Genomic DNA, 23,347 nt, shown 5'->3' with positions numbered 1-23,347 from the left:
GGCCAGGCCTGGCATGAACACTTTTTTTAGGCTTACTGCGTTAGCTGGTCTGCTTGCATTTGCAGGCCAGGCACTCGCTGTGGAAGACATCACGCGTGCCGATCAAATCCCCGTTTTAAAGGAAGAAACCCAGCATGCGACGGTAAGCGAACGTGTGACATCGCGTTTTACGCGTTCACACTATCGCCAGTTCGATCTGGATCAGGCGTTTTCGGCGAAAATTTTTGACCGCTATTTGAATCTGCTCGACTACAGCCACAACGTGCTGTTGGCGAGCGATATCGAACAGTTTGCAAAAAAGAAAACGGTCCTCGGTGATGAACTGCGTAGCGGTAAGCTGGATGTCTTTTACGATCTCTATAATCTGGCGCAAAAGCGCCGGTTTGAACGTTATCAGTACGCATTAGGCGTACTGGCACGTCCAATGGATTTCACGGGTAACGACAACTTTAACCTCGACCGGAGTAAAGCTCCGTGGCCGAAAAGCGAAGCAGAGCTAAATGCGCTGTGGGACGGCAAGGTTAAATTTGACGAACTCAGCCTGAAGCTGACCGGTAAAACCGACGCTGAAATTCGCGAAACGCTGACGCGCCGCTACAAGTTTGCGATTCGCCGTCTGGCGCAGACCAATAGCGAAGATGTGTTTTCTCTGGCGATGACGGCTTTTGCCCGTGAAATCGACCCGCATACTAACTATCTTTCTCCACGCAATACCGAACAGTTCAATACGGAAATGAGCTTGTCTCTTGAAGGTATTGGCGCAGTGCTGCAAATGGATGATGACTACACCGTCATTAACTCCATGGTTGCGGGCGGCCCGGCAGCCAAGAGCAAAGCGATAAGTGTTGGCGACCGTATTGTCGGCGTAGGCCAGACCGGAAAAGGTATGGTCGACGTGATTGGCTGGCGTCTGGATGATGTTGTCGCGCTGATCAAAGGACCAAAAGGCAGTAAAGTTCGCCTCGAAATCCTGCCTGCCGGTAAGGGAACCAAGACGCGCATCGTCACGTTAACGCGTGAACGCATTCGTCTCGAAGACCGCGCTGTTAAAATGTCGGTGAAAACCGTTGGTAAAGAAAAAGTCGGCGTACTGGATATTCCTGGTTTCTATGTTGGCCTGACGGATGACGTCAAAGTTCAGCTGCAGAAACTGGAAAAACAGAATGTCAGCAGCGTGATTATCGACCTGCGTACCAATGGTGGTGGCGCACTGACCGAAGCGGTCTCGCTTTCCGGTCTGTTTATCCCTTCTGGTCCGGTGGTTCAGGTTCGTGATAACAACGGCAAGGTGCGCGAAGACAGCGATACTGATGGCGTTGTTTACTACAAAGGTCCGCTGGTGGTACTGGTTGACCGCTTCAGTGCTTCGGCATCAGAGATTTTCGCTGCGGCAATGCAGGATTACGGCCGTGCACTGATTGTCGGTGAACCGACGTTTGGTAAGGGTACCGTACAGCAGTATCGCTCTCTGAATCGTATTTACGATCAGATGCTGCGTCCGGAATGGCCGGCGCTGGGTTCTGTTCAGTACACCATTCAAAAGTTCTACCGCGTTAATGGTGGCAGTACGCAGCGTAAGGGCGTAACGCCGGATATCATCATGCCGACAGGTAATGAAGAAACCGAAACCGGTGAGAAGTTCGAAGATAACGCGCTGCCGTGGGACAGCATTGATGCTGCAACCTACACTAAGTCAGATAATCTGACGCCGTTCGGACCTGAATTGCTGAAAGAGCACAATGCACGTATTGCGAACGATCCTGAGTTCCAGTACATCATGAAGGACATTGCGCGTTTCAATGCGATGAAGGATAAGCGCAACATCGCTTCTCTCAATTACGCTCAGCGCGAGAAAGAGAATAACGAAGATGACGCAATGCGTCTGGCGCGTATCAACGATCGGTTTAAACGTGAAGGCAAACCACCATTGAAGAAACTGGACGATCTGCCGAAGGATTACCAGGAGCCGGATCCGTACCTGGATGAAACGGTAAAAATCGCGCTCGACCTGGCGCATCTTGAGAAAGAGAAGCCAGCGGAACAGCCCGCAACCACTCAATAACCTCATACAGGCACAAGAAATTGTGCCTGTTTTTTTAACAAACGCATGAAGACGTCAGTCTGATACGATAAAATGTAAAGTTGTGTCTTTCTGGTGACTTAGCACCTATGGATGCTTGAAAATAGCCGTAAGACCCATACGATATGGGTAATCGCATAGTGCGTTTTGTTAAATTGAGGTTAAAAGAAAATTATGATGCGAATCGCGCTCTTCCTGCTGACGAACCTGGCTGTGATGGTCGTTTTCGGGCTGGTATTGAGCCTGACAGGGATCCAGTCAAGCAGCGTTCAAGGCTTGTTGATCATGGCACTGCTGTTTGGTTTTGGTGGTTCCTTCATTTCGCTGCTGATGTCCAAATGGATGGCGTTAAAGTCCGTTGGCGGGGAAGTTATTGAGCAGCCGCGTAATGAAAGAGAACGCTGGCTGATGAATACAGTCGCGAATCAGGCCCGCCAGGCCGGGATCGCTATGCCGCAGGTTGCAATCTACCACGCGCCTGATATTAACGCGTTTGCTACCGGTGCACGCCGGGATGCTTCGCTGGTGGCTGTGAGTACCGGCCTGTTGCAAAACATGAGCCCTGATGAAGCCGAAGCCGTTATCGCGCATGAGATCAGCCACATTGCCAATGGCGATATGGTGACCATGACGTTAATTCAGGGTGTGGTGAACACCTTTGTTATCTTTATCTCGCGTATTCTGGCGCAGATTGCCGCTGGGTTTATGGGCGGTAACCGCGATGAAGGAGAGGGTAGCAACGGTAACCCGTTGATCTACTTTGCGGTGGCGACTGTGCTGGAACTGGTGTTTGGTATTCTGGCGAGCATCATTACCATGTGGTTCTCACGTCATCGTGAATTCCATGCGGATGCAGGCTCAGCGAAACTTGTGGGTCGTGAAAAAATGATCGCCGCGCTGCAGCGCCTGAAAACCAGCTATGAGCCGCAGGAAGCGACCAGTATGATGGCGTTCTGCATCAACGGTAAATCCAAATCGTTGAGTGAGCTGTTTATGACACACCCGCCGTTGGATAAGCGTATTGAAGCGCTGCGCAGTGGGGAATACCTGAAGTAAGTGGCCTGGATTGATAAAGAGCCGCGATGCGGCTCTTTAATAGTTCAAACTATCAATCGTGTGGTGATATCCAGAATAAAATGCTATGCAGGTGAATTAATTACAGGGAGTTAATGTAAGTAAGAAATTTTTCATATACGGATTTGATAGCCTCTCCTGTACTAGTAACTCCAACCCCGGCGATACCTGGGGCCTCCCTCGCAATACGACTGGATTCGAGAAAAGATGATGTTGTCAATATAGCCTGTCCGAAAAAGGTAGAAGAAACATCATTTTTTAGCACGTCATTCTCGCTTGACTTATTTAGGTGTGTGGCGAAAGCCTTATATATGGATAATGTCATTTCACGGTCCTCTTTTGGCAATTTCTGAAGCCCTTGATTCATGTAAGCATCAAAACCAGATTGCTCTAGTTTAGCTATGCTCGCGTCCGAGATATGCACTGTTCGAGGGGAGAGAAGAAATCTCTTGATAATTTGGCCTGCTGCACTACCTCGCTCCTGAATTGTTGCCGTATCGAGGTTAGGTGCACTATCACTGATATTCATAATGTCATTAAATGCGGACTGGACACTAGCAACATCAAGAATATGGTCAACGGTGGTCCAGCAAGTGGCAAGGATGCAACTAATATCTATGTTAGCGATGCTGACGATTGGGATTTTGAGGCTCACGGATCTCAGTCATCTTCATCGTATGCGTATCGAGCCGATGCTGGAAGTGCGTCTCCAGCATCGGCTGTTCCTGTACCACCGCCTTTAGCCGTCGTTTCTCCCGATACAAGATATACTGGAAATACAGGGGGTGATAAATCATATTCTGTTATTCCAACGTCTAAGGATATGGTTATTGTCCCCATTGACAAAATAGACGAGAAAGAGTTTTATATCCCGACGGGTTATACACTCGTAACATCACCGGATACTAAAGATTATCATGAATATGATTGTTATTTAATTCCAACGGCAATGTTAGACCCGGCAAAAACTAATGGTGAAGCTGGTAATAGTAATGCTAGTGTGCATGTTACAGAAAGTATTGTTGTTATAGACCGGTCATATGACATGAACGGAACTGGCGGGGATGAAGCGAATATTTATGTCTCTCCCGCATCGACCTGGGATTTTGAAGGGCACAACGCAGATGAATCAGTCACTATCAGTAGCAGCATGTTCAACGAGTGGGAAAACTCGATGAACACGATGTCGAGTACGGTAGAGAGTCAGTCGCAAGTTATGTCTGAAAAATTAAGCCAGGCCAATACTATCTTCAATAACCTGACTAAAGTCTTGTCGTCGACGATAGAAGCTTTGCTGGAAACCCAAAAAGAGTTTCTGAAATAGGTATTTATCATGAGCGATATGACCATCAGCACAACGCCAGTTTCCGCAGAAGATGCTGCTTCAGCAGAAGAGCTCGACCCAACAGCGAATTTAACGGATGAGCAGCGTAAATTGATGCAGTTAGCCACTGCAGGATTTAGTCTGGAGTTTTTTTCAGATTGTATAATGGGAGATACCGACGATCCGTCCAATCCTATGTACCAACCGGAGTGGTGACATCGGCACTGTTACGCGAATAATAAATGACGCCATGCCCGGCGAAGTGCTGCCGGGCATGGCGTTTATGCGCGCGGTTGCGTGATACGCAGGCCGCTCACTATGGCGGCAACCGTTGCCAGTACACCCGCTGTTATCAGTGATATATGTGTTCCGTTATCGCCAAACTGATTGAGCATCAATGCAACCAGCGCTGCCCCGGTACTTTGTCCAAGCAAGCGTGCCGTTCCCAGCATCCCGCTCGCTCCACCGCTGCGTTCACGTGGTGCGGAGGTGATGATGGTGTGGTTATTCGGTGACTGGAACAGGCCAAAACCCGCACCGCATAAAATCATCGGCCAGATGATATTAAAATCAGAAGGAGTCGCAGGCAGTAGCACCAGCGAAAATAACCCACTTGCCATGACGGCCATACCCAGCGCACCTAAAAGACCCGCATGAACGCGTTCAATCAGATAACCAGCCAGCGGCGCCATCACCATGGTTGCCAGCGGCCATGGGGTCAGTAGTAGTCCTGTTTCGACTTCGCTACGACCCAGTACGGTTTGCAAAAAGAAAGGCAGGGAAACCATCGCCAACATTTGCGCGCTGAATGAACAAATTGACGTGCAAATCGAGAGTGAAAACAGTGGAATGCGCAGCAGGTCAACCGGTAGTAACGGCACCGGCAGCGCCAGCTGACGGCGGATAAAGAAAAAACCGACCACGATAAGCCCTACGAGCTCAGCACCAATTAACTTAAGCGATTGCCCTTGCGCGAACCCACTGAGTGCAGTAATTAACAAGCCAAACGTTAGCGCATTCATCACTGCGCTGGGCAGATCAAAACGTGGCTTATTGCTGCGCGGTGTATTAGGTGGCAGGAAGCGCATGGCCAGCAGCAACGCGATAATCCCCAGCGGGACGTTAATCAGAAACAACCATTTCCACGAGGCAATTGAGAGGATCGCTGCCGCAATAGTTGGGCCTGCTGCTGAGGAAACCGCCACAATAAAGGAGTTGATCCCCATTCCTCGTCCAAGCTGACGTTGCGGATAAATCAGGCGAATGAGTGCTGTATTCACGCTCATCAGCGCCGCGCCGCCAAACCCCTGAGCCACACGCGCCAGTGTTAGCATGTGCAGCGAATCGGAGAGGGCACAGAAAAGTGATGCGAGCAGAAATACCACCAGTCCGCACTTGTATATGCGACGGTAGCCAAACATATCACCCAAAAATGAGAGTGACAGGAGTGATACGACAATCGCGATTTGGTAGGCGTTAACGACCCAGATTGAGCTGGCCGCGGAGGCCTGAAGATCGGTGGCAATCGTCGGCAGGGCAACGTTAGCAATTGCGCCGTCCAGTACTGCCATAGAGATGCCAATAACAATGGTTAAAATTGCACCGTATCGCTGGGGCAATGGCAGGCCATCGGCCTGAATTTTTTCCATAGGAAGTCAATTTTGTCGGAAATTATGATGAGAATAATAATTTTAGCATTGATATTCAGGCGTTAGGTCGCAGATTTGTAACTAAGTGAGCAAAGACAGATTGTGGCGGCTGGTACGTGAAATTGTAATAAAACGGGTTCTGATTTTTATAAAACACTCGCAATGAGGTGGTAAATAGCTATCGCGCTCAGGATAAACAACCCGATTCTGTATCTTCCATGCTGAAGGTTTTTGGCATCCTGCAGGCGCTGCTGGGTGAAGAGCGCAAAATCGGTATTCTCCCATACGAAAAAGAATAAACGCTCCGAATACGAAGATGTCGCCAAAGAGGGATAGTTTTGTGCTCCGATAGGCGCGATATGTCCACCGAAGTGGTTGTAGTTGCAGGCTTAGGTTAAATCTCCCTCTTAACCAGACAATACGATGATCGATGGATCGAGTGCTGGCGATGTTCTGCACCCACTTTGGAAGAAAGAATGTGAGTCAGCCAGCGTTCGATTTCGCCTTTGTGTCAAATACTCCATTAATGAAGACGGTCTGTCCTTCCTGTATCGCGTTGCCGTTACTTCACTGCGGTGATAGCTGCACAGTTATTGCTTACCCAAAACTGAGCGGCCATAGCTTGCCAGGACTCAGGAGCAAGAGATAGGCCCTGTGCATTGATCGCTTTAAACATGTCATCTTCTGTATCTGACACTGACTGCTGGAAGAACAGCGCATAGTCAGTGGCCAGATCGACAGGAGATGGGTTATAACCGCCAGGGCGCATTCGCGCTGTTATGTCTACATACTTTTTGAGTGACAACTCCATCACCTGAGCAGTGTTGTCGGCGATCATTGTGTTGGCAATATACCCACATTGTGCGATGTTCTCCACCTGCTGGTATTCACCATACTGCACACCCACTGCATGAGCAGCACCAGAGAACGAAGTCATCAGTGCCATGACAAGCAAAATTTTAGTTTTCATCGTTTGGAACAACCTTAGCGTCAAGAACGTTGAAAGAGCTGTGCCCAGATAAGCCAACGTTCAAATAATAGTCGTGGAAGTGTGCGTTATGAACGCAGATACGATCTTGGTTAGCGTCAATAAACTGTTCTTTTAAAGTGTCAGCTTTGACAGAAATGACAGCTCTGATTAATGATCCACCCGAAACTGGCCGCGGAGGCCTGAAGATCGGTGGCAATCGTCGGCAGGGCAACGTTAGCAATTGCGCCGTCCAGTACTGCCATAGAGATGCCAATAACAATGGTTAAAATTGCACCGTATCGCTGGGGCAATGGCAGGCCATCGGCCTGAATTTTTTCCATAGGAAGTCAATTTTGTCGGAAATTATGATGAGAATAATAATTTTAGCATTGATATTCAGGCGTTAGGTCGCAGATTTGTAACTAAGTGAGCAAAGACAGATTGCGACGGCAGGTACGTGAAATTATAATAAAAACCGGTTCTGATTTTTATAAAACACTCGCAATGAGGTGGTAAATGGCTATCGCAGATCTGGATAAACAACCCGATTCTGTATCTTCCGTGCTGAAGGTTTTTGGCATCCTGCAGGCGCTGGGTGAAGAGCGCGAAATTGGTATTACCGAATTGTCACAACGCGTCATGATGTCAAAAAGCACCGTTTATCGCTTTTTGCAGACCATGAAAACGCTGGGCTATGTGGCACAAGAAGGCGAGTCTGAGAAGTATTCCCTGACCCTGAAATTATTTGAACTGGGTGCGCGTGCATTACAGAACGTTGATCTGATCCGTAGCGCTGACATCCAGATGCGCGAACTTTCACGTCTGACCAAGGAAACAGTACACCTCGGTGCGCTGGATGAAGACAGCATTGTCTACATCCATAAAATCGACTCGATGTACAATTTGCGCATGTATTCCCGCGTGGGTCGTCGTAATCCGCTGTACAGCACCGCCATTGGTAAAGTGCTGCTGGCATGGCGCGACCGCGATGAAGTGAAGCAAATTCTGGATGGTATTGAGTACAAACGCAGTACAGATCGGACAATCACTAACACTGATGAATTGCTGGTATTACTCGATAAAGTCCGTGAGCAGGGCTATGGCGAAGACAACGAAGAGCAGGAAGAAGGACTGCGCTGTATCGGGGTACCGGTGTTTGATCGTTTCGGCGTGGTCATTGCGGGTCTGAGCATCTCATTCCCGACGCTGCGTTTTTCTGAAGAACGTTTGCACGAATATGTCGAAATGCTGCACACCGCAGCGCGTAAGATTTCAGAGCAAATGGGTTATAACGATTACCCGTTCTAATTTTGACGTGTTGCGATACACAGAAAACCCGATACGGCGTATCGGGTTTTTTACGATCTGCCGTCGTCGCCGGAGCGAATAACGTACTGATTTTTTGCTGCTATATTAACCATTATCGATAACGACGGTGCTTTTCCTCAACAGGGGGCAATCTGACAGGCCAATGATGCCGCTGTTGGTATGGACGTATTGCGCGGTGCTGGTCCCGCGGGCGGTCAGATATTGACATTGCAGGCCCAGACCTGCCGCAGTCTCCTTACTTCCTATCAAAACGCCGTAGCCACTCAGTAATAAACCGATCCAAACCAGAGCGAGCAATACAATAGCGCGGATAATCAAACGCATTACAACCTCTTATCTTTTCTCGTTATTATTAGATTAGCCTGTACATGGGATGAAACAAGTGAATCATTCCTAAAAACATTTAATGCCGTTACAGTTAACTTAGGGTTTAGGTAACTCATGATAATTTATCAACATAGGCTGTAGATTCGGAGAGTGGAGTTGGAGTGAAAAAAATTCGATGGGTGGTCCTGATAGTTGTCGTGCTGGTATGCATACTGATGTGGGCGCAGGTGTTCAACATCATGTGCGATCAGGACGTACAATTTTTCAGCGGAATTTGCGCCATCAATAAATTTATTCCCTGGTAAGCGCATTTCAGTAACAGTTGATTACCTTCTTGTGCGGCAATGGTAAACTACGCTGTCTACATTGAGGTGGTGAAATGAACGAAGTTTTGAATTCTGGCGCGTTGAGTTTTGCGTCTTTAGTGGTATCGGTGGTGGTTCTGGTAATCGGGCTTGTATTGTGGTTTTTCATCAATCGGGCAAGTTCGCGTACTAACGAGCAGATTGAACTGCTTGAGGCGTTGTTGGAGCAGCAAAAACGACAGAACGCATTGCTCCGTCGTCTTTGTGAAGCTAACGAACCGGAAAAAGCAGAAGAGCCTACCGCGGTGCAAACTCAGGATGAAGATGATGACATCATTCGTCTGGTAGCCGAACGGTAGTAAACAGAAAGACAGGGTGAGAGTCTGTAGATGCTATTCTCAGATGCTTCATCCTGTCGTCAACGACATCAGATTATTTTCTTCTGCAACAATCCGGCAATTACTGCGCCGACACACGTGGAACCTGCGTTTTTCCAGATGCTCTGACCAATTAATATCTTATCTCTGGTTTGACATAAATATAATTATCCATAGATTAATAATATGATTGTATCATTTTTGTGATACCGATCGTTTTATTATCAGCGAAACGTTTCTCTTACTTTTTTTGTGCATTGTCATCATTCTTTCATTATTTTGGTGCAAAACCAGAATGCCGATCTCATTTTTACGCTTGTGATATTTTATGCATTACTAAGCATAAAAAATGATATCTGGCAGAGGCTGTGACAGATAATCTGGAACAGTTGAACCTGATGAGCTATGGTAGAAAAGTCCCTGCTACGGCGCAGGCCAGCCGGGGCAAGGGGAGAGAGGCGAGGATATATCTCTACTCGGCCTGGCGCATAACTGTGCAGTTGTTGTTTGATGAACTGCGTGATTTGTGCGACCGATCGAGACACGTTTAAAAATGGCTTGCCATTATTAACGTTGTATGTGATAACACGGTTTGGGTTAAACGAGGTACAGTTCTGTTTATGTGTGGCATTTTCAGTAAAGAAGTCCTGAGTAAACACGTTGACGTTGAATACCGCTTCTCTGCCGAACCTTATATTAGTGCCTCAAGCAGTAATGTCTCAGTTTTATCTATGTTATGCCTGCGGGCGAAGAAAATACTCTAAGGAATTTTGCAAATGGCAAAGATTAAAGGTCAAGTTAAGTGGTTCAACGAGTCTAAAGGTTTTGGTTTCATTACCCCGGCTGATGGCAGCAAAGATGTGTTCGTACACTTCTCCGCTATCCAGGGTAACGGCTTCAAAACTCTGGCTGAAGGCCAGAACGTTGAGTTCGAAATTCAGGACGGCCAGAAAGGTCCGGCTGCTGTTAACGTAACAGCTATCTGATCGATACCACTGATTTGAAGCGCTCAGGCGCAACCAATTCAGATATAAAGCCTCGCTTATGCGGGGCTTTTTAATTCAAATTACGTCAAAATATTTCTGAATGCCTCTCCATTAGCGCTTTGTTGCAAAGGCGCGATGTTCGTAGCATTGTTTTTCCCGCTTTCTCCCGGCAATTCCCGTTAAATCAGTCACCTGAAAAACTATCTTGCTGGAGCCCCGGTGAAAAAGAAAAACGACGGCGATGCGCGCAATTTTACTCCCGTACGTTTTGCCCTGCTTTGTGTGGCAATACTGTTGAGTCTGGGATTGTTGCTTGGTCGGGTTGCTTGGTTACAAATTGTCACCCCAACGAGCCTGGTCAAGCAGGAGGATATGCGTTCGTTACGTGAAGTCACAATCGCCTCACCGCGTGGGATGATTACCGACAGAGAAGGACGTCCTCTCGCAGTAAGCGTGCCGGTGAATGCAGTTTGGGCCGATCCGAAGACGATTGTCAGCAAAGGTGGCGTTGGCTATAACGAACGCTGGCAGGCATTGGCGAAGACCCTGCATATTTCACTCAGCACGCTGGCTGAACGTGTTAACAGCAATCCATCTGGCCGCTTTATTTATCTGGCGCGCCAGATCTCTCCTCAGCAGGCGCAGTGGGTCGATGATCTTAATCTCCCGGGGATTAATCTGCGCGAAGAATCCCGCCGTTTCTATCCCGCAGGCCATGTGGCGGCAAATCTTATCGGCTTTACGAACATTGATGGACAAGGTATTGAAGGCCTGGAGAAAAGTTTCAACAGCCAGTTGATGGGTAAACCCGGCTCTCGCCTTGTGCGCAAAGACAAGTTCGGGCATGTGATTGAAAATATCACGGAAGTGATGCCGGTCCCCGCGCACGAATTGCAGCTCAGTATTGATGAGCGCTTGCAGACGGTGACTGAAGATGCGCTGGACAATGCCGTAACATGGAATAAAGCGGAATCTGGAGCCGCGGTGCTGGTCAATATTGCCACCGGCGAAATCCTGTCGATGGCAAGCTTTCCCGACTTCAATCCCAATAACCGTGATGGCGCGGTGCTGGATGATTTTCGCAACCGTGCAATTAGCGACACCTTTGAACCCGGTTCAACCGTTAAACCGCTGGTGATCATGACTGCTCTGCAGCAAGGGATTGTGCAGCCTGATAGCGTCATTGATACCCATCCTTTTAATCTCGATGGACATCGCATCCGCGATGTCGGATTTTACCCGGAGCTATCGCTTACCGGTATTTTGCAGAAATCAAGCGATACCGGTGTGTCGCACCTTTCGCTGGCAATGCCGGTACAGAAACTGCTGGATACCTATAAACGCTTTGGTTTTGGCGACCCAACCGGGCTGGGGCTAACCGGAGAAAGTAGCGGTTTAATGCCTCAGCGACGTTACTGGAGCGATCTGGACCGGGCGACCTTTGCATTCGGTTACGGGTTAATGGTGACGCCGCTCCAGTTGGCGCATGTCTATGCCACCATCGGCAGTTTTGGTATTTACCGCCCCCTTTCTATTACGCGTATCGATCCGCCAGTGATAGGTACGCGGGTGATGCCGGAGGCGTTGGTGCATCAGGTTGAACATATGATGGAAAGCGTCGCGCTACCCGGCGGCGGTGGGACCAAGGCTGCGGTGAGGGATTACCGTGTTGCGGTGAAAACCGGGACGGCAAAGAAAATTGGTGATGACGGTAAATATGTCGATAAATACGTGGCTTATACGGCAGGGGTTGCGCCAGCGAGCGATCCAAAATTCGCGCTGGTCGTGGTGATTAATAACCCGCAAAACGGTGCTTACTATGGGGGAGCCGTCTCCGCGCCGGTCTTCAGCCAGATTATGGGCGATGTTCTGCGTCTGGAAAACGTCAAACCGGACGGCATGCCTGCTGACTCCGATCATCTGCTGGTGATGCACGGCAGCAGCGTATCCTCGCCGTCGCTGTAAGTTATTTTCCCAGGGCGCAATTCGCGTTACACTTGCGCCCTTAAGCCACCTGCCGGAGTTGTCATGTCGTTTTCCTGTCCTCTTTGCCACCAGCCTCTTACTCAAGCGAATAACAGTTTTGTCTGCCCGGAGCGACACCAGTTTGATGTGGCGAAAGAGGGATATGTTAACCTGATGCCTGTTCAGCATAAGCGGTCTCGCGATCCGGGTGACAGTGCGGAAATGATGCAGGCGCGCCGGGCATTTCTTGATGCTGGTCACTATCAGCCGCTACGCGATGCGATTGTGGATGCGCTCAAGCAGAGGCTGATTTCAGACGATGCGACGATCCTGGATATCGGCTGTGGGGAAGGGTACTACACTCACGCGTTTGCCGATGTGCTGGCGGGCTGTACAACCTTTGGTCTTGACGTCTCCAAAGTGGCAATTAAAGCCGCAGCCAGACGCTATCCGCAGGTGACCTTTTGCGTTGCCTCCAGCCATCGTCTGCCGTTCGCAGACGAGTCAATGGATGCCATCATCCGGATCTATGCGCCCTGTAAAGCGCAAGAGCTGGCTCGCGTGGTTAAACCGGGTGGATGGGTGATCACTGCCACGCCGGGACCGCGTCATTTAATGGAACTGAAAGGGCTGATTTATGATGAGGTGCGTTTGCATGCGCCACACACAGAGCAACTGGACGGTTTTGTTCTGCAACAGAGTATTGCGCTGGGATATCAGATGCAGCTTCAGGGCAGCGAGGCCGTTGCGTTACTGCAAATGACGCCGTTCGCCTGGCGGGCAAAGCCGGAAGTGTGGGAAACGTTAGCGGGGAAAACGACGTTTGACTGCCAGACCGACTTTAGTATTCATGTCTGGCAGCGTCTGAATTAACCGTGGAAGTGTGCCCAGAGGATCTGGGCACCGATACCAATCAGCACCACCCCACCCAAAATTTCAGCTCGTTTGCCCAGCATTGGGCCAATGAAACGACCAATCATCATGCCGAGCGTGGACATAATCAATGTGGCGCAGCCGATGGCCAGCGCTGTGGCAATAATGTTGACCTGCAGGAAGGCCAGACCCACCCCGACGGCCATCGCGTCGAGACTGGTCGCAATGGCAGTGGTGACCAGCAGCCAGAAACCGTGACGGCGCTGCGGCTCTTCCTCTTCATCACCGTTGTCGCGAAAACCTTCGATTATCATTCGCCCGCCTAAAAAGATCAGCAGAATGAAGGCGATCCAGTGGTTCCACTCCAGCACAAATTTGCTGGCCAGCATCCCCATGCCCCAGCCAATCAGCGGCGTAAGCGTTTCAACTGCGCCGAATATCAGTCCGGTGCGCAATGCTTCAGAAAATTTGGGTTTATGCAGGGTGGCGCCTTTGCCAATTGATGCGGCGAAAGCATCCATCGACATGCCGAAAGCGAGAAGAACGGTAGCGGTGAGATTCATAACAGCGTCCTGACCGGGGTATTCCATAAAACACATCACTGCCCCCAGTAACCATGCACACTGAGCGGACCCATTGTCTATACAGAGCCATTCAAATATGCATTGCAGTTGATGTGCCTATGGTCTCGCCTGACTAAACGTGATGTTCAGTCCGTACGTGCCACGTTTTTCAACGAGTATGTTGACACGTACATTTCCGGAGTCTGGAAATCGGCTACTCCCCAACGACGGGCGCAACCTTAACATATTTTGGGAATATAAAACAAGAAACGCAGAAATATTATTTGACTTCTAAATGAAAACAATTTTCATTTAGATTTATTTATAGATAAAACGTTAAATTAAATAACATATGGGCGGAGAAATATAGCCTTAGCTATGTTTATTTTTCACTGAGATATAAAAAACATAGTTCGGGATATATTTGTAACCTATTGGTTTGAAATGAGAAGTTTATATATCTTCTCCAGGTCGTCTATATTTCGTACGCGAATAAGCAATCGTCTTTGCTCTAATTGCATCACCAGCACACCGTCTTCTGATAAATTCATCTCTTTAATTCGGTCATATTCAATCCAGACATTGGCGAAGAAAAAACCTTTTTGTTTGAAAATAATTTTAGGCGTACGGATCCAGAACAGATACAACCCCATTAACACCAGTGCACATAATAACCATGTGGTAAATTGCGCGCCGTGGCTGGTGATGTTGTTGTAGATCAGAATAACAATCAAACCGATGAAGATAACGCTGTCGACTCGACTGCGTGGAAGCAGGGCAACAGTAAGTAGAGTGGGGCCATTACGGCGGGGCATGATGAACTGATCGTAAATGGCATACGCCAGCAGCGAAAAGATAAATAGAACCAGCACCAGGTCCGTGATAGTCATGAATCCTCAACCCTCTAAATAGAAAAACCGGGGGCAAGCCCCCGGTGATGTACAACAGTCTTACAGGCCGAGCAGGCCGACAGCGTAGCCCGCGATACCGATGACGAAAAAGCCAACGATGATCCACAGTGGGTTCACTTTCTTACGCAGAAGCCACATACAGGCGAAGGTCAGTAGCAGAGGAACCAGGCCCGGCATCAGCTGATCAAGGATTGTCTGCACAGTGGTCACGCGCGTTTGGCCATCCTGACCGGTGATGGTGGAGACCACCAGTGGGATATTCACGTGCGTCCACTTGTTAACCAAGGCCCCCATGACAAACAGGCCGAGGATTGACGCTCCCTCAGTCAGTTTCTGCAGGAAGCCGCCGCCCATATCTTTAACGATATCTACGCCTTTACGGTAGCCGTATGCCACGCCGTAGTAACGGGTTGCCAGACGTACCAGGTTGAACAGGATAAAGAACAGCAGTGGCCCAAGCAGGCTACCGCTCATCGCGATACCTGCACCCAGCGCGGCGAATACCGGGCGTACGGTACCCCAGAAAATCGGGTCGCCCACGCCTGCCAGCGGTCCCATCAGACCAACTTTGATACCGTTGATAGCACCATCGTCAATCTCTGCGCCATTCGCACGCTGTTCTTCCATTGCCAGTGTAACGCCCAGAACCGGTGCCGCTACATAGGGATGGGTGTTAAAGAATTCCAGGTGACGCTTGATAGCTTGCTTACGGGCGTCGTTGTTTTCCGGATACAAGCGGCGAATAGCCGGTACCATGGAGAAACAGAAGCCCAGCGCCTGCATACGTTCGAAGTTCCATGAACCCTGAAACAGGTTAGAACGAATGAACACGCCACGAATGTCACTCGGAGTGAGTTTTTTCTCGGTGGTAGTTTTAGTCATATCAACCATTTCGCTCACCTGCTAGTCCAGTTCGTTATCGAGATCGTTATTGCCAGCCGCCGCAGCAGGCGCACCGGCTACGCGGTTATATTTCGGGCTCAGCTGAATGTAGAGGATCGCCATTACTGCGCCAATCACACCCAGAGCAACCAGGTTGAAGTTAGTAAATGCCGCGGTGACGAAGCCGAGGTAGAAGAATGGCATCAGGTAGCCTGCGCGCATCATGTTGATGACCATCGCATAACCAACCACCACGATCATACCGCCTGCGATGTTCAGGCCGCCGGTCACGACTTCCGGAATGGCATTAAGCATGCTCTGAACTTCACTGGTACCGACAGAAATCGCTACGATTACCGCCGGGATAGCGATACGCATAGCCTGCAGGAACAGGGAGGAAACGTGCAGCCAGGAGAGCGCCGTCAGGTTGCCGTTTTCGGCCGCCTTATCCGCCGCGTGCTGGAATGCTACGGTGATGGTACGAACGATAATGGTCAGAACCTGGCCTGCTGCTGCCAGTGGTATCGCCAGCGCGATACCTGCACCGATACTTTGGTGACCCGCAATAACCAGAACGGTAGAGATAATGGAAGCCAGTGCAGCATCAGGCGCAACCGCAGCACCGATGTTCATCCAGCCCAGAGCGATCATTTCCAGGGTACCACCGATGATAATACCGGTTTTCATATCCCCTAGAACGGCACCAATCAGCGTACAGGCCACCAATGGACGGTGGAACTGAAATTCATCGAGTACCGACTCCATACCCGCGATACATGCGACGATGAACACCAGCACAATCTGAAGAGTGGTAATCTCCATTGTACTTCTCCTATTGCTATACAGACTTAAGTGTGAAAACTAAGTAAATGCCAGGTGGTTATTTCGCCTTGGCAATCAAATCCATCATTTTCAGTTTCTGATCGGTAGAAACCTTACGGGCTTCGAGCTCAATACCGCGTTCGTTGAGTTTCTTGAAGGCTTCGATGTCTTTTTCATCCACCGAAATCGCGTTGTTTACCTGCGTTTTCCCCTGGCGGAATGCCATGCCGCCAATGTTAACAGAGGTAATTTTTACGCCACCTTCAACGATGCGTTCTACATCGGTCGGGTTGGTGAACAGCAGCATTACACGCTCACCGGCGTATTTCGGGTTGTTATAGACGCGGATCATTTTCGCGACATCAACCACATGTGCGGTAACGCCTGGCGGTGCGACCTGAGTCAGCAACGTCTTACGCACGGTATCAGCAGCAACTTCATCACTGACGACGATAATGCGCGTTACGTTGGTTTCTTTGGTCCAGCGAGTTGCCACCTGACCATGGATTAAACGGTCATCGATACGTGCGAGGCCGATCTGCATATAGTCGTTCGGGCCCATCGGTTTCGCGGGTGCCGCTGCCTTAGGTGCTGCGACGGGGGCAGGAGCGGCTTTTTCAACAGGTTTTGCTTTCAGCGCTTTTACGCCTTCGCTACCCGTTTCAACCGCCAGTGCGACTAATTCATCGAAGCTGGGGTTGTCGTCACGCGCCATGAAGGTTTCTACCAGCATGGGAATGTTCACGCCTGCGATAACTTCATAATGCTCTTTATCGACAACAATGCGGCTCGCAGCGTTAAACGGGCTGCCTCCCCATGTGTCAACGAGAAACAGCACGCCTTTACTGGTATCCAGTTTTGCCAACTGAGCGTTATACTTTTCAATCAGCGTTTCGGCATTTTCGCCTGGAACGAAATCGATCCAGCCGACGTTTTCCTGCTCGCCTAACAACATCTCTGCTGTTTTAAGTAACTGCTCTGCAGCCCAACCATGTGTGCCTATTACAATAGCAATGGTCACTTGCTACCTCCTTTATTATCGTTAACACATCAACGTGAAGATGCATTTTGAATCGCTCGTCCGCAATCGAATCGATTCAGATAAGGGTTACAAAGAAAAACCTATGATTTTCGTGAATTATTTTAGATATCGAAAAAAATATTTTATGTGATGAAGATCCGTAATTTAACTTCCGATCAGAAGAAATTTCGAAGGGTGAAATATCTCCGAAACAACTTATTGCAAAGGAAGGTAAATCTTTGCTAAAAACCGGTTGTCTCTGTTATGTTTAGCATCTGTTTAATTACTCAGGAGTATAGGGCAGTAGCCCACCATATGGATCGTCACCGACGTCATTTCACCTTTAGGCCGTATCAAGCCTGTCAGTTTGGCACTTTTTGCCACAAACTTTATCTGCATATTGCTTTAACGCCTGAGATGTTCAGGGCGCAGTTTGATCATTCCTTAAGCAGGAGCTTGTCATGGAACTCTTAATGGACCCGCAGATTTGGGTGGGTTTGCTCACGCTTGTTGTTCTCGAAATTGTTCTGGGTATCGATAACCTGGTCTTCATTGCAATTCTTGCCGATAAGCTGCCACCGAAACAGCGAGATAAAGCGCGCCTCATTGGTTTGTCACTGGCGCTGATTATGCGTCTGGGCTTGTTGTCCGTGATTTCGTGGATGGTGACGCTGACAAAACCGCTGTTTACGGTCATGGACTACGCGTTTTCCGGGCGAGATCTGATTATGCTGCTGGGGGGTATCTTCCTCTTGTTCAAGGCTACGACAGAGCTGCATGAGCGGCTGGAAAACCGTGAACATGATACCGGGCAGTCAAAAGGCTATGCGAGCTTCTGGGTCGTGGTGACGCAGATTGTTATCCTCGATGCGGTGTTCTCGCTGGATGCGGTCATTACTGCCGTCGGTATGGTCAACCATCTGCCGGTGATGATGGCGGCGGTGGTTATTGCGATGGCGGTGATGCTGCTGGCATCGAAGCCGCTGACGCGATTTGTGAACCAACATCCGACGGTGGTGGTGCTGTGTCTGAGCTTCCTGCTGATGATCGGTTTGAGCCTGGTTGCCGAAGGGTTTGGCTTCCACATTCCGAAAGGCTATCTGTATGCGGCGATTGGCTTCTCAATTATCATCGAACTGTTTAACCAGATTGCCCGTCGTAACTTTATTCGCCACCAGTCGACTCTGCCGCTGCGTGCGCGGACTGCGGATGCAATCTTGCGTCTGATGGGGGGTAAACGTCAGGCCAGCGTGCAGATGGAATCCGACAATCCGGTTCCTGTTCCGGTCCCGGAAGGCGCGTTTGTGGAAGAAGAACGCTATATGATCAACGGTGTTCTCTCACTGGCATCCCGTTCATTACGCGGCATCATGACACCTCGTGGTGAAATTAGTTGGGTCGACGCCGATCTGAGCGTAGCGGAAATTCGCGAACAGTTGCTTTCTTCTCCACACAGCCTGTTCCCGGTGTGTCGCGGTGAACTTGATGAAATTATCGGTATCGTGCGTGCTAAAGAGCTGCTGGTGGCGCTGGAAGACGGCGTGGATGTTGCAGCGATTGCGTCTGCCTCGCCGGCAATTGTCGTCCCGGAAACGCTCGACCCGATTAATCTGCTAGGCGTGCTGCGTCGTGCCCGCGGTAGCTTTGTCATCGTCACTAACGAATTTGGCGTGGTGCAAGGGCTGGTAACACCGCTGGACGTATTAGAAGCGATCGCAGGTGAATTCCCGGATGCCGACGAAACCCCTGAAATCATTGCCGACGCCGGTGGCTGGTTGGTGAAAGGGGGAACCGATCTGCACGCGCTGCAACAGGCGCTGGACGTGGATACGCTGGTGGATGAGGACGAAGACATCGCCACCGTAGCAGGGCTGGTGATTGCGGCTAACGGTCACATCCCGCGTGTAGGTGATGTTATTGAGGTTGCACCGCTGAGCATTACGATTGTCGAAGCTAATGACTATCGTGTGGATTTAGTTCGCATTGTTAAAGAACAACCCACTCACGACGAAGACGAGTAAACGGGGTTAGCGAAATGGCATAATGGGCATGATATGGTGCCCGTTATGCCTGGCGGGCGGCGGCGTGCTGCCCGCCAGCCATTTGGGAAAATCACGAAGCGGCATCGGCTTGGCATACAAAAAACCCTGCAAGATATGTACGCCATGACGGCGTAAATGCTGCGCCTGTGCCTGCGTTTCTACGCCTTCAGCCACCAGTTCGATATTCAGCCTTTTTCCCAGCGCGATAATGATGTCTGTGACGGTTGAATTCACGGCGTCGGTTCCGATCGCCGAAGTAAATGATTTATCAATTTTCAGCACATCCGGGCGCAATTTTTCCAGCCAGGAGAGCGAGCTGTTTCCGGTACCAAAATCGTCAATCGCCAGCTTAACGCCGAGGCGATTCAACTCGCGCACGATCCGATAATCCACATCCAGTAAGGCATCGCGTTCGGTCAGTTCTATAACCAGTTGCTGGATGGGATGCTGGCTGAACCAGTACTGATTAAGGTCTTTTAACAGCGTACCGTGGCGGAAATGGCTGGCGGCAACATTGATACCGATATGAAACTGGCTACTCATCGGAAAAACGTGTCGTTGCTGAATGGTTTCTGCGATGACATGACGGGTAAGAGGGACAATCAGGTTGTGCTCTTCGGCGATAGGAATAAACACTTCCGGCGAAATCCAGCCCTGACGTGGGTTGTTCCAGCGCAACAGAATTTCTACACCCATACATTGCTGGGTCTGCGCGTTCAGCAGTGGCTGACAAAACAACTCGAACTCGTGTGCCGCGAGAGCCAGATTAATCTCCCAGGAAAAACTCATTCTGCTGGCGGTTGCCAGCCAGGCAAGGTATCCCACCAACAGGCTCAGGATCACCGCCAGCGGCAGTTGTGTCGGCAGATGTTTTATCGCCAATTCACTGGCGCCAGGGCCGGTGACGCTGATCGTGAAGGGAAAATGTTGCGATGAAAGCTGATAACGTTTTTCATCGTTCAGTGCAGGCAAGGTCTCGACAACACCTTGTCCGTAGAGCAGGTGGCGGTTGCCGACGGTTAAACTGGCGTTGGTGATTTGCGGTGGCTGGGGTTCCAGCAGCATGGTCGATAATAAATCAATATTGACGATTTCCAGCACCCCATTTTCGCCATCCGCGGAGGCCGGATACCACTGCGTCAGAATGGGACTACCTTTAATCAGCGAATGGTCGGTGGACAACAGAAGTTGCGCCTCCCGGCTCGGTAATTCAGGTTGAATTTGGCGGATAGGCACATTGCGATAGCCAAAGATACTGGAGCAATAAAGAATCCCCCCCTGAATCAGACTGATAGAGCGCACTGTTTGTAGCCTGGCAGCATGCTTGCTCAAAGGTAAACGCGCCACAGAGCAGGGAAGACCAATCAACGGGAGCAGTATATCGCGCCCGGCCTGCAGTGGGAGCAGCACATCATCCAGTGCCTCTACGGCATGATTAGCAAAGGTGACGGTGTAACGGTGATTTATATTACGCTCCGAAATAAATCGGACCGTTAATGTGAGGATGAGCGTCAGTAGTGCACATATTGTGCAGACGATTAAGCGATTACGGCGATAGTTTTGAATGATCCGTTGTGCTGTTTGCATGCGGGCCGCCCGATAAGCCGTTGGTCACAGAAGCCAACAGCAACAGAGCAAGTGTAGTGGGGAAAATTACAGTAGACGAGCGAGAAGGGGCAAATTCGCCCATCCGTCGCAGATGGGCGAAAATTAAGTATTAGTCACATTGAACTTTGATTGCCAAACCACCGCGTGACGTTTCGCGGTATTTGGCGTTCATGTCTTTACCTGTTTCGTACATGGTCTCAATGACTTTATCCAGCGAGACGCGTGGCGCGCTGGTGCGGCGCATCGCCATACGTGCGGCGTTAATCGCCTTCACGGACGCAATAGCGTTACGTTCGATGCACGGAACCTGCACCTGTCCGGCAACCGGATCGCAGGTTAAGCCCAGGTTGTGCTCCATACCGATCTCGGCAGCAACACACACTTGCTCAGGGCTCGCGCCCAGTAGCTCAGCCAGACCTGCAGCAGCCATGGAGCATGCCACACCGACTTCACCCTGACAGCCTACTTCGGCGCCAGAGATAGAGGCGTTCATCTTGTACAACGCACCAATTGCCCCCGCCGCCAGGAAATAACGGGTGTAGATATCCGGGCTGACGGACTCGATGAAATGATCGTAATAGGCCAGTACTGCAGGCACGATCCCGCAGGCACCGTTGGTTGGCGCGGTTACAACGCGACCACCCGCGGCGTTTTCTTCGTTAACCGCCAGCGCGAACATGTTCACCCAGTCGATCACGTTCATCGGATCGTTGGAGAGCTTGTCGCTGGAAACCAGCATACGACGCAGGGCGGAGGCACGGCGAGGAACGCGCAGCGGACCCGGCAGCACGCCTTCGGTGTTCATCCCACGATCGATACAAGCCTGCATGGTCTGCCAGACGTTGCCAAAGTACTCTTCAATCTCTTTTTTACTGTGCAGCGCAAGTTCGTTCTGCATCACCATGCCAGAGAGAGACAAACCGGTGCTGTTGCAGTATTCCAGCATTTCAGTGGCGGATTTGAACGGATAAGGTACGCTGACCTCATTCGTTGCATCCTGACCAAAATGTTCTTCATCAACGATGAACCCACCGCCAATGGAATAGTACGTTTTGCTGTAAATGACGGTTTCGCCATTGTACGCATGGATCTGCATCCCGTTTTCATGCAGCGGCAGGTTGCCGTTGTGAAAACGCATGCCGTCATTCTGCGGGAAATCCACTTCGTGCTGCCCCTGCGCAAGCAGCAGGCGGCCACGCGTTTCTACGTCGCGGATAAATCCGGGGATGCTGTCAATATCCACGGTAGCAGGCTCATTGCCCGCCAGACCCATAATAATGGCGATATCGGTGTGGTGACCTTTACCCGTGAGCGACAGTGAACCATACACGTCGACGGCGACACGAGTAACGCTGTCCAGTAATCCTTTTTCGACCAGGTCATCGACGAACTGTTTACCCGCCTTCATAGGCCCTACGGTATGGGAAGATGAGGGACCAATCCCCACCTTAAACATGTCGAATAGACTAATCACGATAATACTCCTACAGGGCGACTGGGCTTTCCAGTAACGATGTTATAACTGCGCATAGTGTAAGAGGGAACGCGGCGATCGGCTTAACTATTCACATGAATTAAACTAATAGATAACCGCGGTTTTACTAATGTTGTGACCTGAGTTTCAAGTTGTCTATGGCGTGCGTAAAGATAAGTATAGTCAGGGCTTGACGCCAATTTGCAGCGCCAGCTCACGAATTATTCCGGCGGTCATTCCCCAGACGAAATAGTGTTCATACCAGGAAAGCCATACACGATGTGAATCACCGCGACGGTAGATATCCAAAGGATGATAGCGACCTAAATGCAGGGCCTGCGCCAGCGGCATTTCGAACACTGCAGACACTTCATCCTCACTGGCGCGATACGGTAAATTTGGCGGGATAATACCTACCACTGGCGTGACCTGAAATCCGGTAACGCTGTCGACCGGTGGCAGCACGCCAATCACCTCAACGCAAGAAGGTGGGATCGCCACTTCTTCCTGCGCTTCGCGAAGGGCGGCGGCAATCAATGAAGCATCGCTGCTGTCCACCGCGCCGCCGGGAAAGGCGACCTGTCCGGCGTGCTTGCGCAGATGAACGGATCGCTGGGTTAACAGCAATCCCGGCTGCGCACGGCGTACGACAGGGATCAGTACGGCGGCCTGGCGCTGGTTTAACGCGGCATGATTGACCTGCGGGCGCAGGAGTTGGAAGCGCGATAAAAAATCATCAAGCGTCAGGCTGCTGTATTCCACGTG

General features: G+C 50.2%; 25 protein-coding genes, 1 pseudogene and 1 riboswitch. Of the genes and pseudogenes, 13 read left to right on the top strand and 13 right to left on the bottom strand.

Annotation, left to right across the window (positions count from 1 at the left end; genetic code table 11):
• The first annotated feature begins 13 nt into the window (after positions 1-13).
• Together prc and htpX are read left to right on the top strand one after the other, a co-directional pair.
• A complete protein-coding gene (prc, locus tag AL515_RS14610) occupies positions 14-2,062 on the top strand; it encodes a carboxy terminal-processing peptidase (protein ID WP_048211395.1) in 2,049 nt (682 codons plus the stop codon).
• A 192-nt stretch (positions 2,063-2,254) separates the two neighbouring features.
• Positions 2,255-3,136 (top strand): protease HtpX, encoded by an 882-nt coding sequence (htpX, locus tag AL515_RS14605; RefSeq protein ID WP_003034964.1) that lies wholly within the window; start codon positions 2,255-2,257, stop codon positions 3,134-3,136.
• 100 nt (positions 3,137-3,236) lie between these two features.
• Here htpX and AL515_RS23645 read toward each other — a convergent pair whose 3' ends face one another.
• Positions 3,237-3,683 (bottom strand): hypothetical protein, encoded by a 447-nt coding sequence (locus AL515_RS23645; protein ID WP_048211396.1) that lies wholly within the window; start codon positions 3,681-3,683, stop codon positions 3,237-3,239.
• A 42-nt stretch (positions 3,684-3,725) separates the two neighbouring features.
• Here AL515_RS23645 and AL515_RS14595 point away from each other — a divergent pair, with 42 nt between their 5' ends.
• Entirely contained in the window at positions 3,726-4,478 is a 753-nt protein-coding gene (locus AL515_RS14595) for an IpaD/SipD/SspD family type III secretion system needle tip protein (protein ID WP_225807913.1), read from the top strand.
• Between the two features lie 9 nt (positions 4,479-4,487).
• Positions 4,488-4,694: a hypothetical protein gene (locus tag AL515_RS14590; protein WP_048211397.1), complete on the top strand. Its 207-nt coding sequence runs from the start codon at positions 4,488-4,490 to the stop codon at positions 4,692-4,694.
• A gap of 65 nt (positions 4,695-4,759) precedes the next feature.
• On the opposite strand, the gene AL515_RS14585 is transcribed toward AL515_RS14590, so the two are convergent.
• From AL515_RS14585 to AL515_RS14575, 3 genes and pseudogenes are all read right to left on the bottom strand, one after another.
• Positions 4,760-6,127 carry an MFS transporter gene (locus tag AL515_RS14585; RefSeq protein WP_048211398.1) on the bottom strand — a complete coding sequence of 456 codons (1,368 nt, stop codon included), beginning with the start codon at positions 6,125-6,127 and terminating at the stop codon, positions 4,760-4,762.
• A 562-nt stretch (positions 6,128-6,689) separates the two neighbouring features.
• Positions 6,690-7,097 (bottom strand): hypothetical protein, encoded by a 408-nt coding sequence (locus tag AL515_RS14580; protein WP_048211399.1) that lies wholly within the window; start codon positions 7,095-7,097, stop codon positions 6,690-6,692.
• 167 nt (positions 7,098-7,264) lie between these two features.
• Positions 7,265-7,438, bottom strand: a pseudogene (locus AL515_RS14575) (MFS transporter); the annotation flags it as partial.
• A gap of 175 nt (positions 7,439-7,613) precedes the next feature.
• Between AL515_RS14575 and kdgR the strand changes: the two are divergent.
• Complete coding sequence (kdgR, locus tag AL515_RS14570) at positions 7,614-8,405, top strand: DNA-binding transcriptional regulator KdgR (protein ID WP_005120190.1); 792 nt, start codon at positions 7,614-7,616, stop codon at positions 8,403-8,405.
• A 105-nt stretch (positions 8,406-8,510) separates the two neighbouring features.
• On the opposite strand, the gene AL515_RS14565 is transcribed toward kdgR, so the two are convergent.
• Positions 8,511-8,750, bottom strand: coding sequence for a YobH family protein (locus tag AL515_RS14565; protein WP_061068061.1), 240 nt, complete (start codon positions 8,748-8,750; stop codon positions 8,511-8,513).
• 164 nt (positions 8,751-8,914) lie between these two features.
• Between AL515_RS14565 and mgrB the strand changes: the two genes are divergently transcribed.
• The 6 genes from mgrB (at position 8,915) to rlmA (ending at position 13,259) form a co-directional block, all read left to right on the top strand.
• A complete protein-coding gene (gene mgrB, locus AL515_RS14560; protein ID WP_003034977.1) occupies positions 8,915-9,058 on the top strand; it encodes a PhoP/PhoQ regulator MgrB in 144 nt (47 codons plus the stop codon).
• A gap of 74 nt (positions 9,059-9,132) precedes the next feature.
• Complete coding sequence (locus tag AL515_RS14555; protein ID WP_061068060.1) at positions 9,133-9,417, top strand: YebO family protein; 285 nt, start codon at positions 9,133-9,135, stop codon at positions 9,415-9,417.
• A 638-nt stretch (positions 9,418-10,055) separates the two neighbouring features.
• A complete protein-coding gene (locus AL515_RS14545) occupies positions 10,056-10,199 on the top strand; it encodes a DUF2627 domain-containing protein (protein ID WP_003034983.1) in 144 nt (47 codons plus the stop codon).
• A 12-nt stretch (positions 10,200-10,211) separates the two neighbouring features.
• On the top strand, positions 10,212-10,421 hold the full coding sequence (gene cspE, locus AL515_RS14540; protein WP_001062678.1) for a transcription antiterminator/RNA stability regulator CspE: 210 nt from the start codon (positions 10,212-10,214) through the stop codon (positions 10,419-10,421).
• A 219-nt stretch (positions 10,422-10,640) separates the two neighbouring features.
• Complete coding sequence (gene ftsI, locus AL515_RS14535; RefSeq protein ID WP_048211403.1) at positions 10,641-12,386, top strand: peptidoglycan glycosyltransferase FtsI; 1,746 nt, start codon at positions 10,641-10,643, stop codon at positions 12,384-12,386.
• A 63-nt stretch (positions 12,387-12,449) separates the two neighbouring features.
• A complete protein-coding gene (gene rlmA / locus AL515_RS14530; RefSeq protein ID WP_048211404.1) occupies positions 12,450-13,259 on the top strand; it encodes a 23S rRNA (guanine(745)-N(1))-methyltransferase in 810 nt (269 codons plus the stop codon).
• On the opposite strand, the gene mntP is transcribed toward rlmA, so the two are convergent.
• The 5 genes from mntP to manX all read right to left on the bottom strand — a co-directional run bounded on the left by mntP (position 13,256) and on the right by manX (position 17,458).
• Positions 13,256-13,822 carry a manganese efflux pump MntP gene (gene mntP, locus AL515_RS14525; RefSeq protein WP_003021013.1) on the bottom strand — a complete coding sequence of 189 codons (567 nt, stop codon included), beginning with the start codon at positions 13,820-13,822 and terminating at the stop codon, positions 13,256-13,258. The two genes, rlmA and mntP, sit on opposite strands and share 4 nt — an antisense overlap.
• Before the next feature lie 131 nt (positions 13,823-13,953).
• Positions 13,954-14,057, bottom strand: a riboswitch (yybP-ykoY riboswitch).
• A 196-nt stretch (positions 14,058-14,253) separates the two neighbouring features.
• Positions 14,254-14,712 (bottom strand): DUF986 family protein, encoded by a 459-nt coding sequence (locus tag AL515_RS14515; protein ID WP_005122172.1) that lies wholly within the window; start codon positions 14,710-14,712, stop codon positions 14,254-14,256.
• Between the two features lie 60 nt (positions 14,713-14,772).
• On the bottom strand, positions 14,773-15,624 hold the full coding sequence (locus AL515_RS14510) for a PTS mannose transporter subunit IID (RefSeq protein ID WP_003833769.1): 852 nt from the start codon (positions 15,622-15,624) through the stop codon (positions 14,773-14,775).
• A gap of 12 nt (positions 15,625-15,636) precedes the next feature.
• Positions 15,637-16,437 carry a PTS mannose/fructose/sorbose transporter subunit IIC gene (locus tag AL515_RS14505; RefSeq protein WP_003021004.1) on the bottom strand — a complete coding sequence of 267 codons (801 nt, stop codon included), beginning with the start codon at positions 16,435-16,437 and terminating at the stop codon, positions 15,637-15,639.
• A gap of 58 nt (positions 16,438-16,495) precedes the next feature.
• A complete protein-coding gene (manX, locus tag AL515_RS14500; protein ID WP_005122176.1) occupies positions 16,496-17,458 on the bottom strand; it encodes a PTS mannose transporter subunit IIAB in 963 nt (320 codons plus the stop codon).
• 264 nt (positions 17,459-17,722) lie between these two features.
• Between manX and AL515_RS24135 the strand changes: the two genes are divergently transcribed.
• Together AL515_RS24135 and yoaE are read left to right on the top strand one after the other, a co-directional pair.
• Entirely contained in the window at positions 17,723-17,932 is a 210-nt protein-coding gene (locus AL515_RS24135) for a protein YoaL (protein WP_071887353.1), read from the top strand.
• Positions 17,920-19,479, top strand: coding sequence for a CNNM family cation transport protein YoaE (gene yoaE / locus AL515_RS14490; RefSeq protein ID WP_061068059.1), 1,560 nt, complete (start codon positions 17,920-17,922; stop codon positions 19,477-19,479). Before AL515_RS24135 ends, yoaE begins: the two co-directional genes overlap by 13 nt.
• A gap of 6 nt (positions 19,480-19,485) precedes the next feature.
• On the opposite strand, the gene AL515_RS14485 is transcribed toward yoaE, so the two are convergent.
• The 3 genes from AL515_RS14485 to AL515_RS14475 form a co-directional block, all read right to left on the bottom strand.
• Positions 19,486-21,087: an EAL domain-containing protein gene (locus tag AL515_RS14485; protein WP_048211406.1), complete on the bottom strand. Its 1,602-nt coding sequence runs from the start codon at positions 21,085-21,087 to the stop codon at positions 19,486-19,488.
• 130 nt (positions 21,088-21,217) lie between these two features.
• On the bottom strand, positions 21,218-22,582 hold the full coding sequence (gene sdaA, locus AL515_RS14480) for an L-serine ammonia-lyase (protein ID WP_048211407.1): 1,365 nt from the start codon (positions 22,580-22,582) through the stop codon (positions 21,218-21,220).
• A 183-nt stretch (positions 22,583-22,765) separates the two neighbouring features.
• The gene (locus AL515_RS14475; protein WP_048211408.1) at positions 22,766-23,344 is read right to left on the bottom strand and encodes a CoA pyrophosphatase; all 579 of its coding nucleotides are present in this window, start codon (positions 23,342-23,344) and stop codon (positions 22,766-22,768) included.
• Positions 23,345-23,347 lie beyond the last annotated feature (3 nt).

This window comes from Citrobacter sp. FDAARGOS_156, from assembly GCF_001559235.2.
Lineage (GTDB): Bacteria > Pseudomonadota > Gammaproteobacteria > Enterobacterales > Enterobacteriaceae > Citrobacter > Citrobacter youngae.
The sequence above is the reverse complement of the archived record's forward strand: the minus strand, read 5'-3'. Positions and strand labels throughout refer to the sequence as shown.

Bases quoted from the DNA above. Each gene is read 5' to 3' on its own strand.
- prc (WP_048211395.1), top strand. From the start codon at position 14: ATGAACACTTTTTTTAGGCTTACTGCGTTAGCTGGTCTGCTTGCATTT.
- htpX (WP_003034964.1), top strand. From the start codon at position 2,255: ATGATGCGAATCGCGCTCTTCCTGCTGACGAACCTGGCTGTGATGGTC.
- AL515_RS23645 (WP_048211396.1), bottom strand. From the start codon at position 3,683: ATGAATATCAGTGATAGTGCACCTAACCTCGATACGGCAACAATTCAG.
- AL515_RS14595 (WP_225807913.1), top strand. From the start codon at position 3,726: ATGGTCAACGGTGGTCCAGCAAGTGGCAAGGATGCAACTAATATCTAT.
- AL515_RS14590 (WP_048211397.1), top strand. From the start codon at position 4,488: ATGAGCGATATGACCATCAGCACAACGCCAGTTTCCGCAGAAGATGCT.
- AL515_RS14585 (WP_048211398.1), bottom strand. From the start codon at position 6,127: ATGGAAAAAATTCAGGCCGATGGCCTGCCATTGCCCCAGCGATACGGT.
- AL515_RS14580 (WP_048211399.1), bottom strand. From the start codon at position 7,097: ATGAAAACTAAAATTTTGCTTGTCATGGCACTGATGACTTCGTTCTCT.
- kdgR (WP_005120190.1), top strand. From the start codon at position 7,614: ATGGCTATCGCAGATCTGGATAAACAACCCGATTCTGTATCTTCCGTG.
- AL515_RS14565 (WP_061068061.1), bottom strand. From the start codon at position 8,750: ATGCGTTTGATTATCCGCGCTATTGTATTGCTCGCTCTGGTTTGGATC.
- AL515_RS14555 (WP_061068060.1), top strand. From the start codon at position 9,133: ATGAACGAAGTTTTGAATTCTGGCGCGTTGAGTTTTGCGTCTTTAGTG.
- AL515_RS14545 (WP_003034983.1), top strand. From the start codon at position 10,056: ATGTGTGGCATTTTCAGTAAAGAAGTCCTGAGTAAACACGTTGACGTT.
- cspE (WP_001062678.1), top strand. From the start codon at position 10,212: ATGGCAAAGATTAAAGGTCAAGTTAAGTGGTTCAACGAGTCTAAAGGT.
- rlmA (WP_048211404.1), top strand. From the start codon at position 12,450: ATGTCGTTTTCCTGTCCTCTTTGCCACCAGCCTCTTACTCAAGCGAAT.
- mntP (WP_003021013.1), bottom strand. From the start codon at position 13,822: ATGAATCTCACCGCTACCGTTCTTCTCGCTTTCGGCATGTCGATGGAT.
- AL515_RS14515 (WP_005122172.1), bottom strand. From the start codon at position 14,712: ATGACTATCACGGACCTGGTGCTGGTTCTATTTATCTTTTCGCTGCTG.
- AL515_RS14510 (WP_003833769.1), bottom strand. From the start codon at position 15,624: ATGGTTGATATGACTAAAACTACCACCGAGAAAAAACTCACTCCGAGT.
- AL515_RS14505 (WP_003021004.1), bottom strand. From the start codon at position 16,437: ATGGAGATTACCACTCTTCAGATTGTGCTGGTGTTCATCGTCGCATGT.
- AL515_RS24135 (WP_071887353.1), top strand. From the start codon at position 17,723: ATGTTTAGCATCTGTTTAATTACTCAGGAGTATAGGGCAGTAGCCCAC.
- yoaE (WP_061068059.1), top strand. From the start codon at position 17,920: ATGGAACTCTTAATGGACCCGCAGATTTGGGTGGGTTTGCTCACGCTT.
- AL515_RS14485 (WP_048211406.1), bottom strand. From the start codon at position 21,087: ATGCAAACAGCACAACGGATCATTCAAAACTATCGCCGTAATCGCTTA.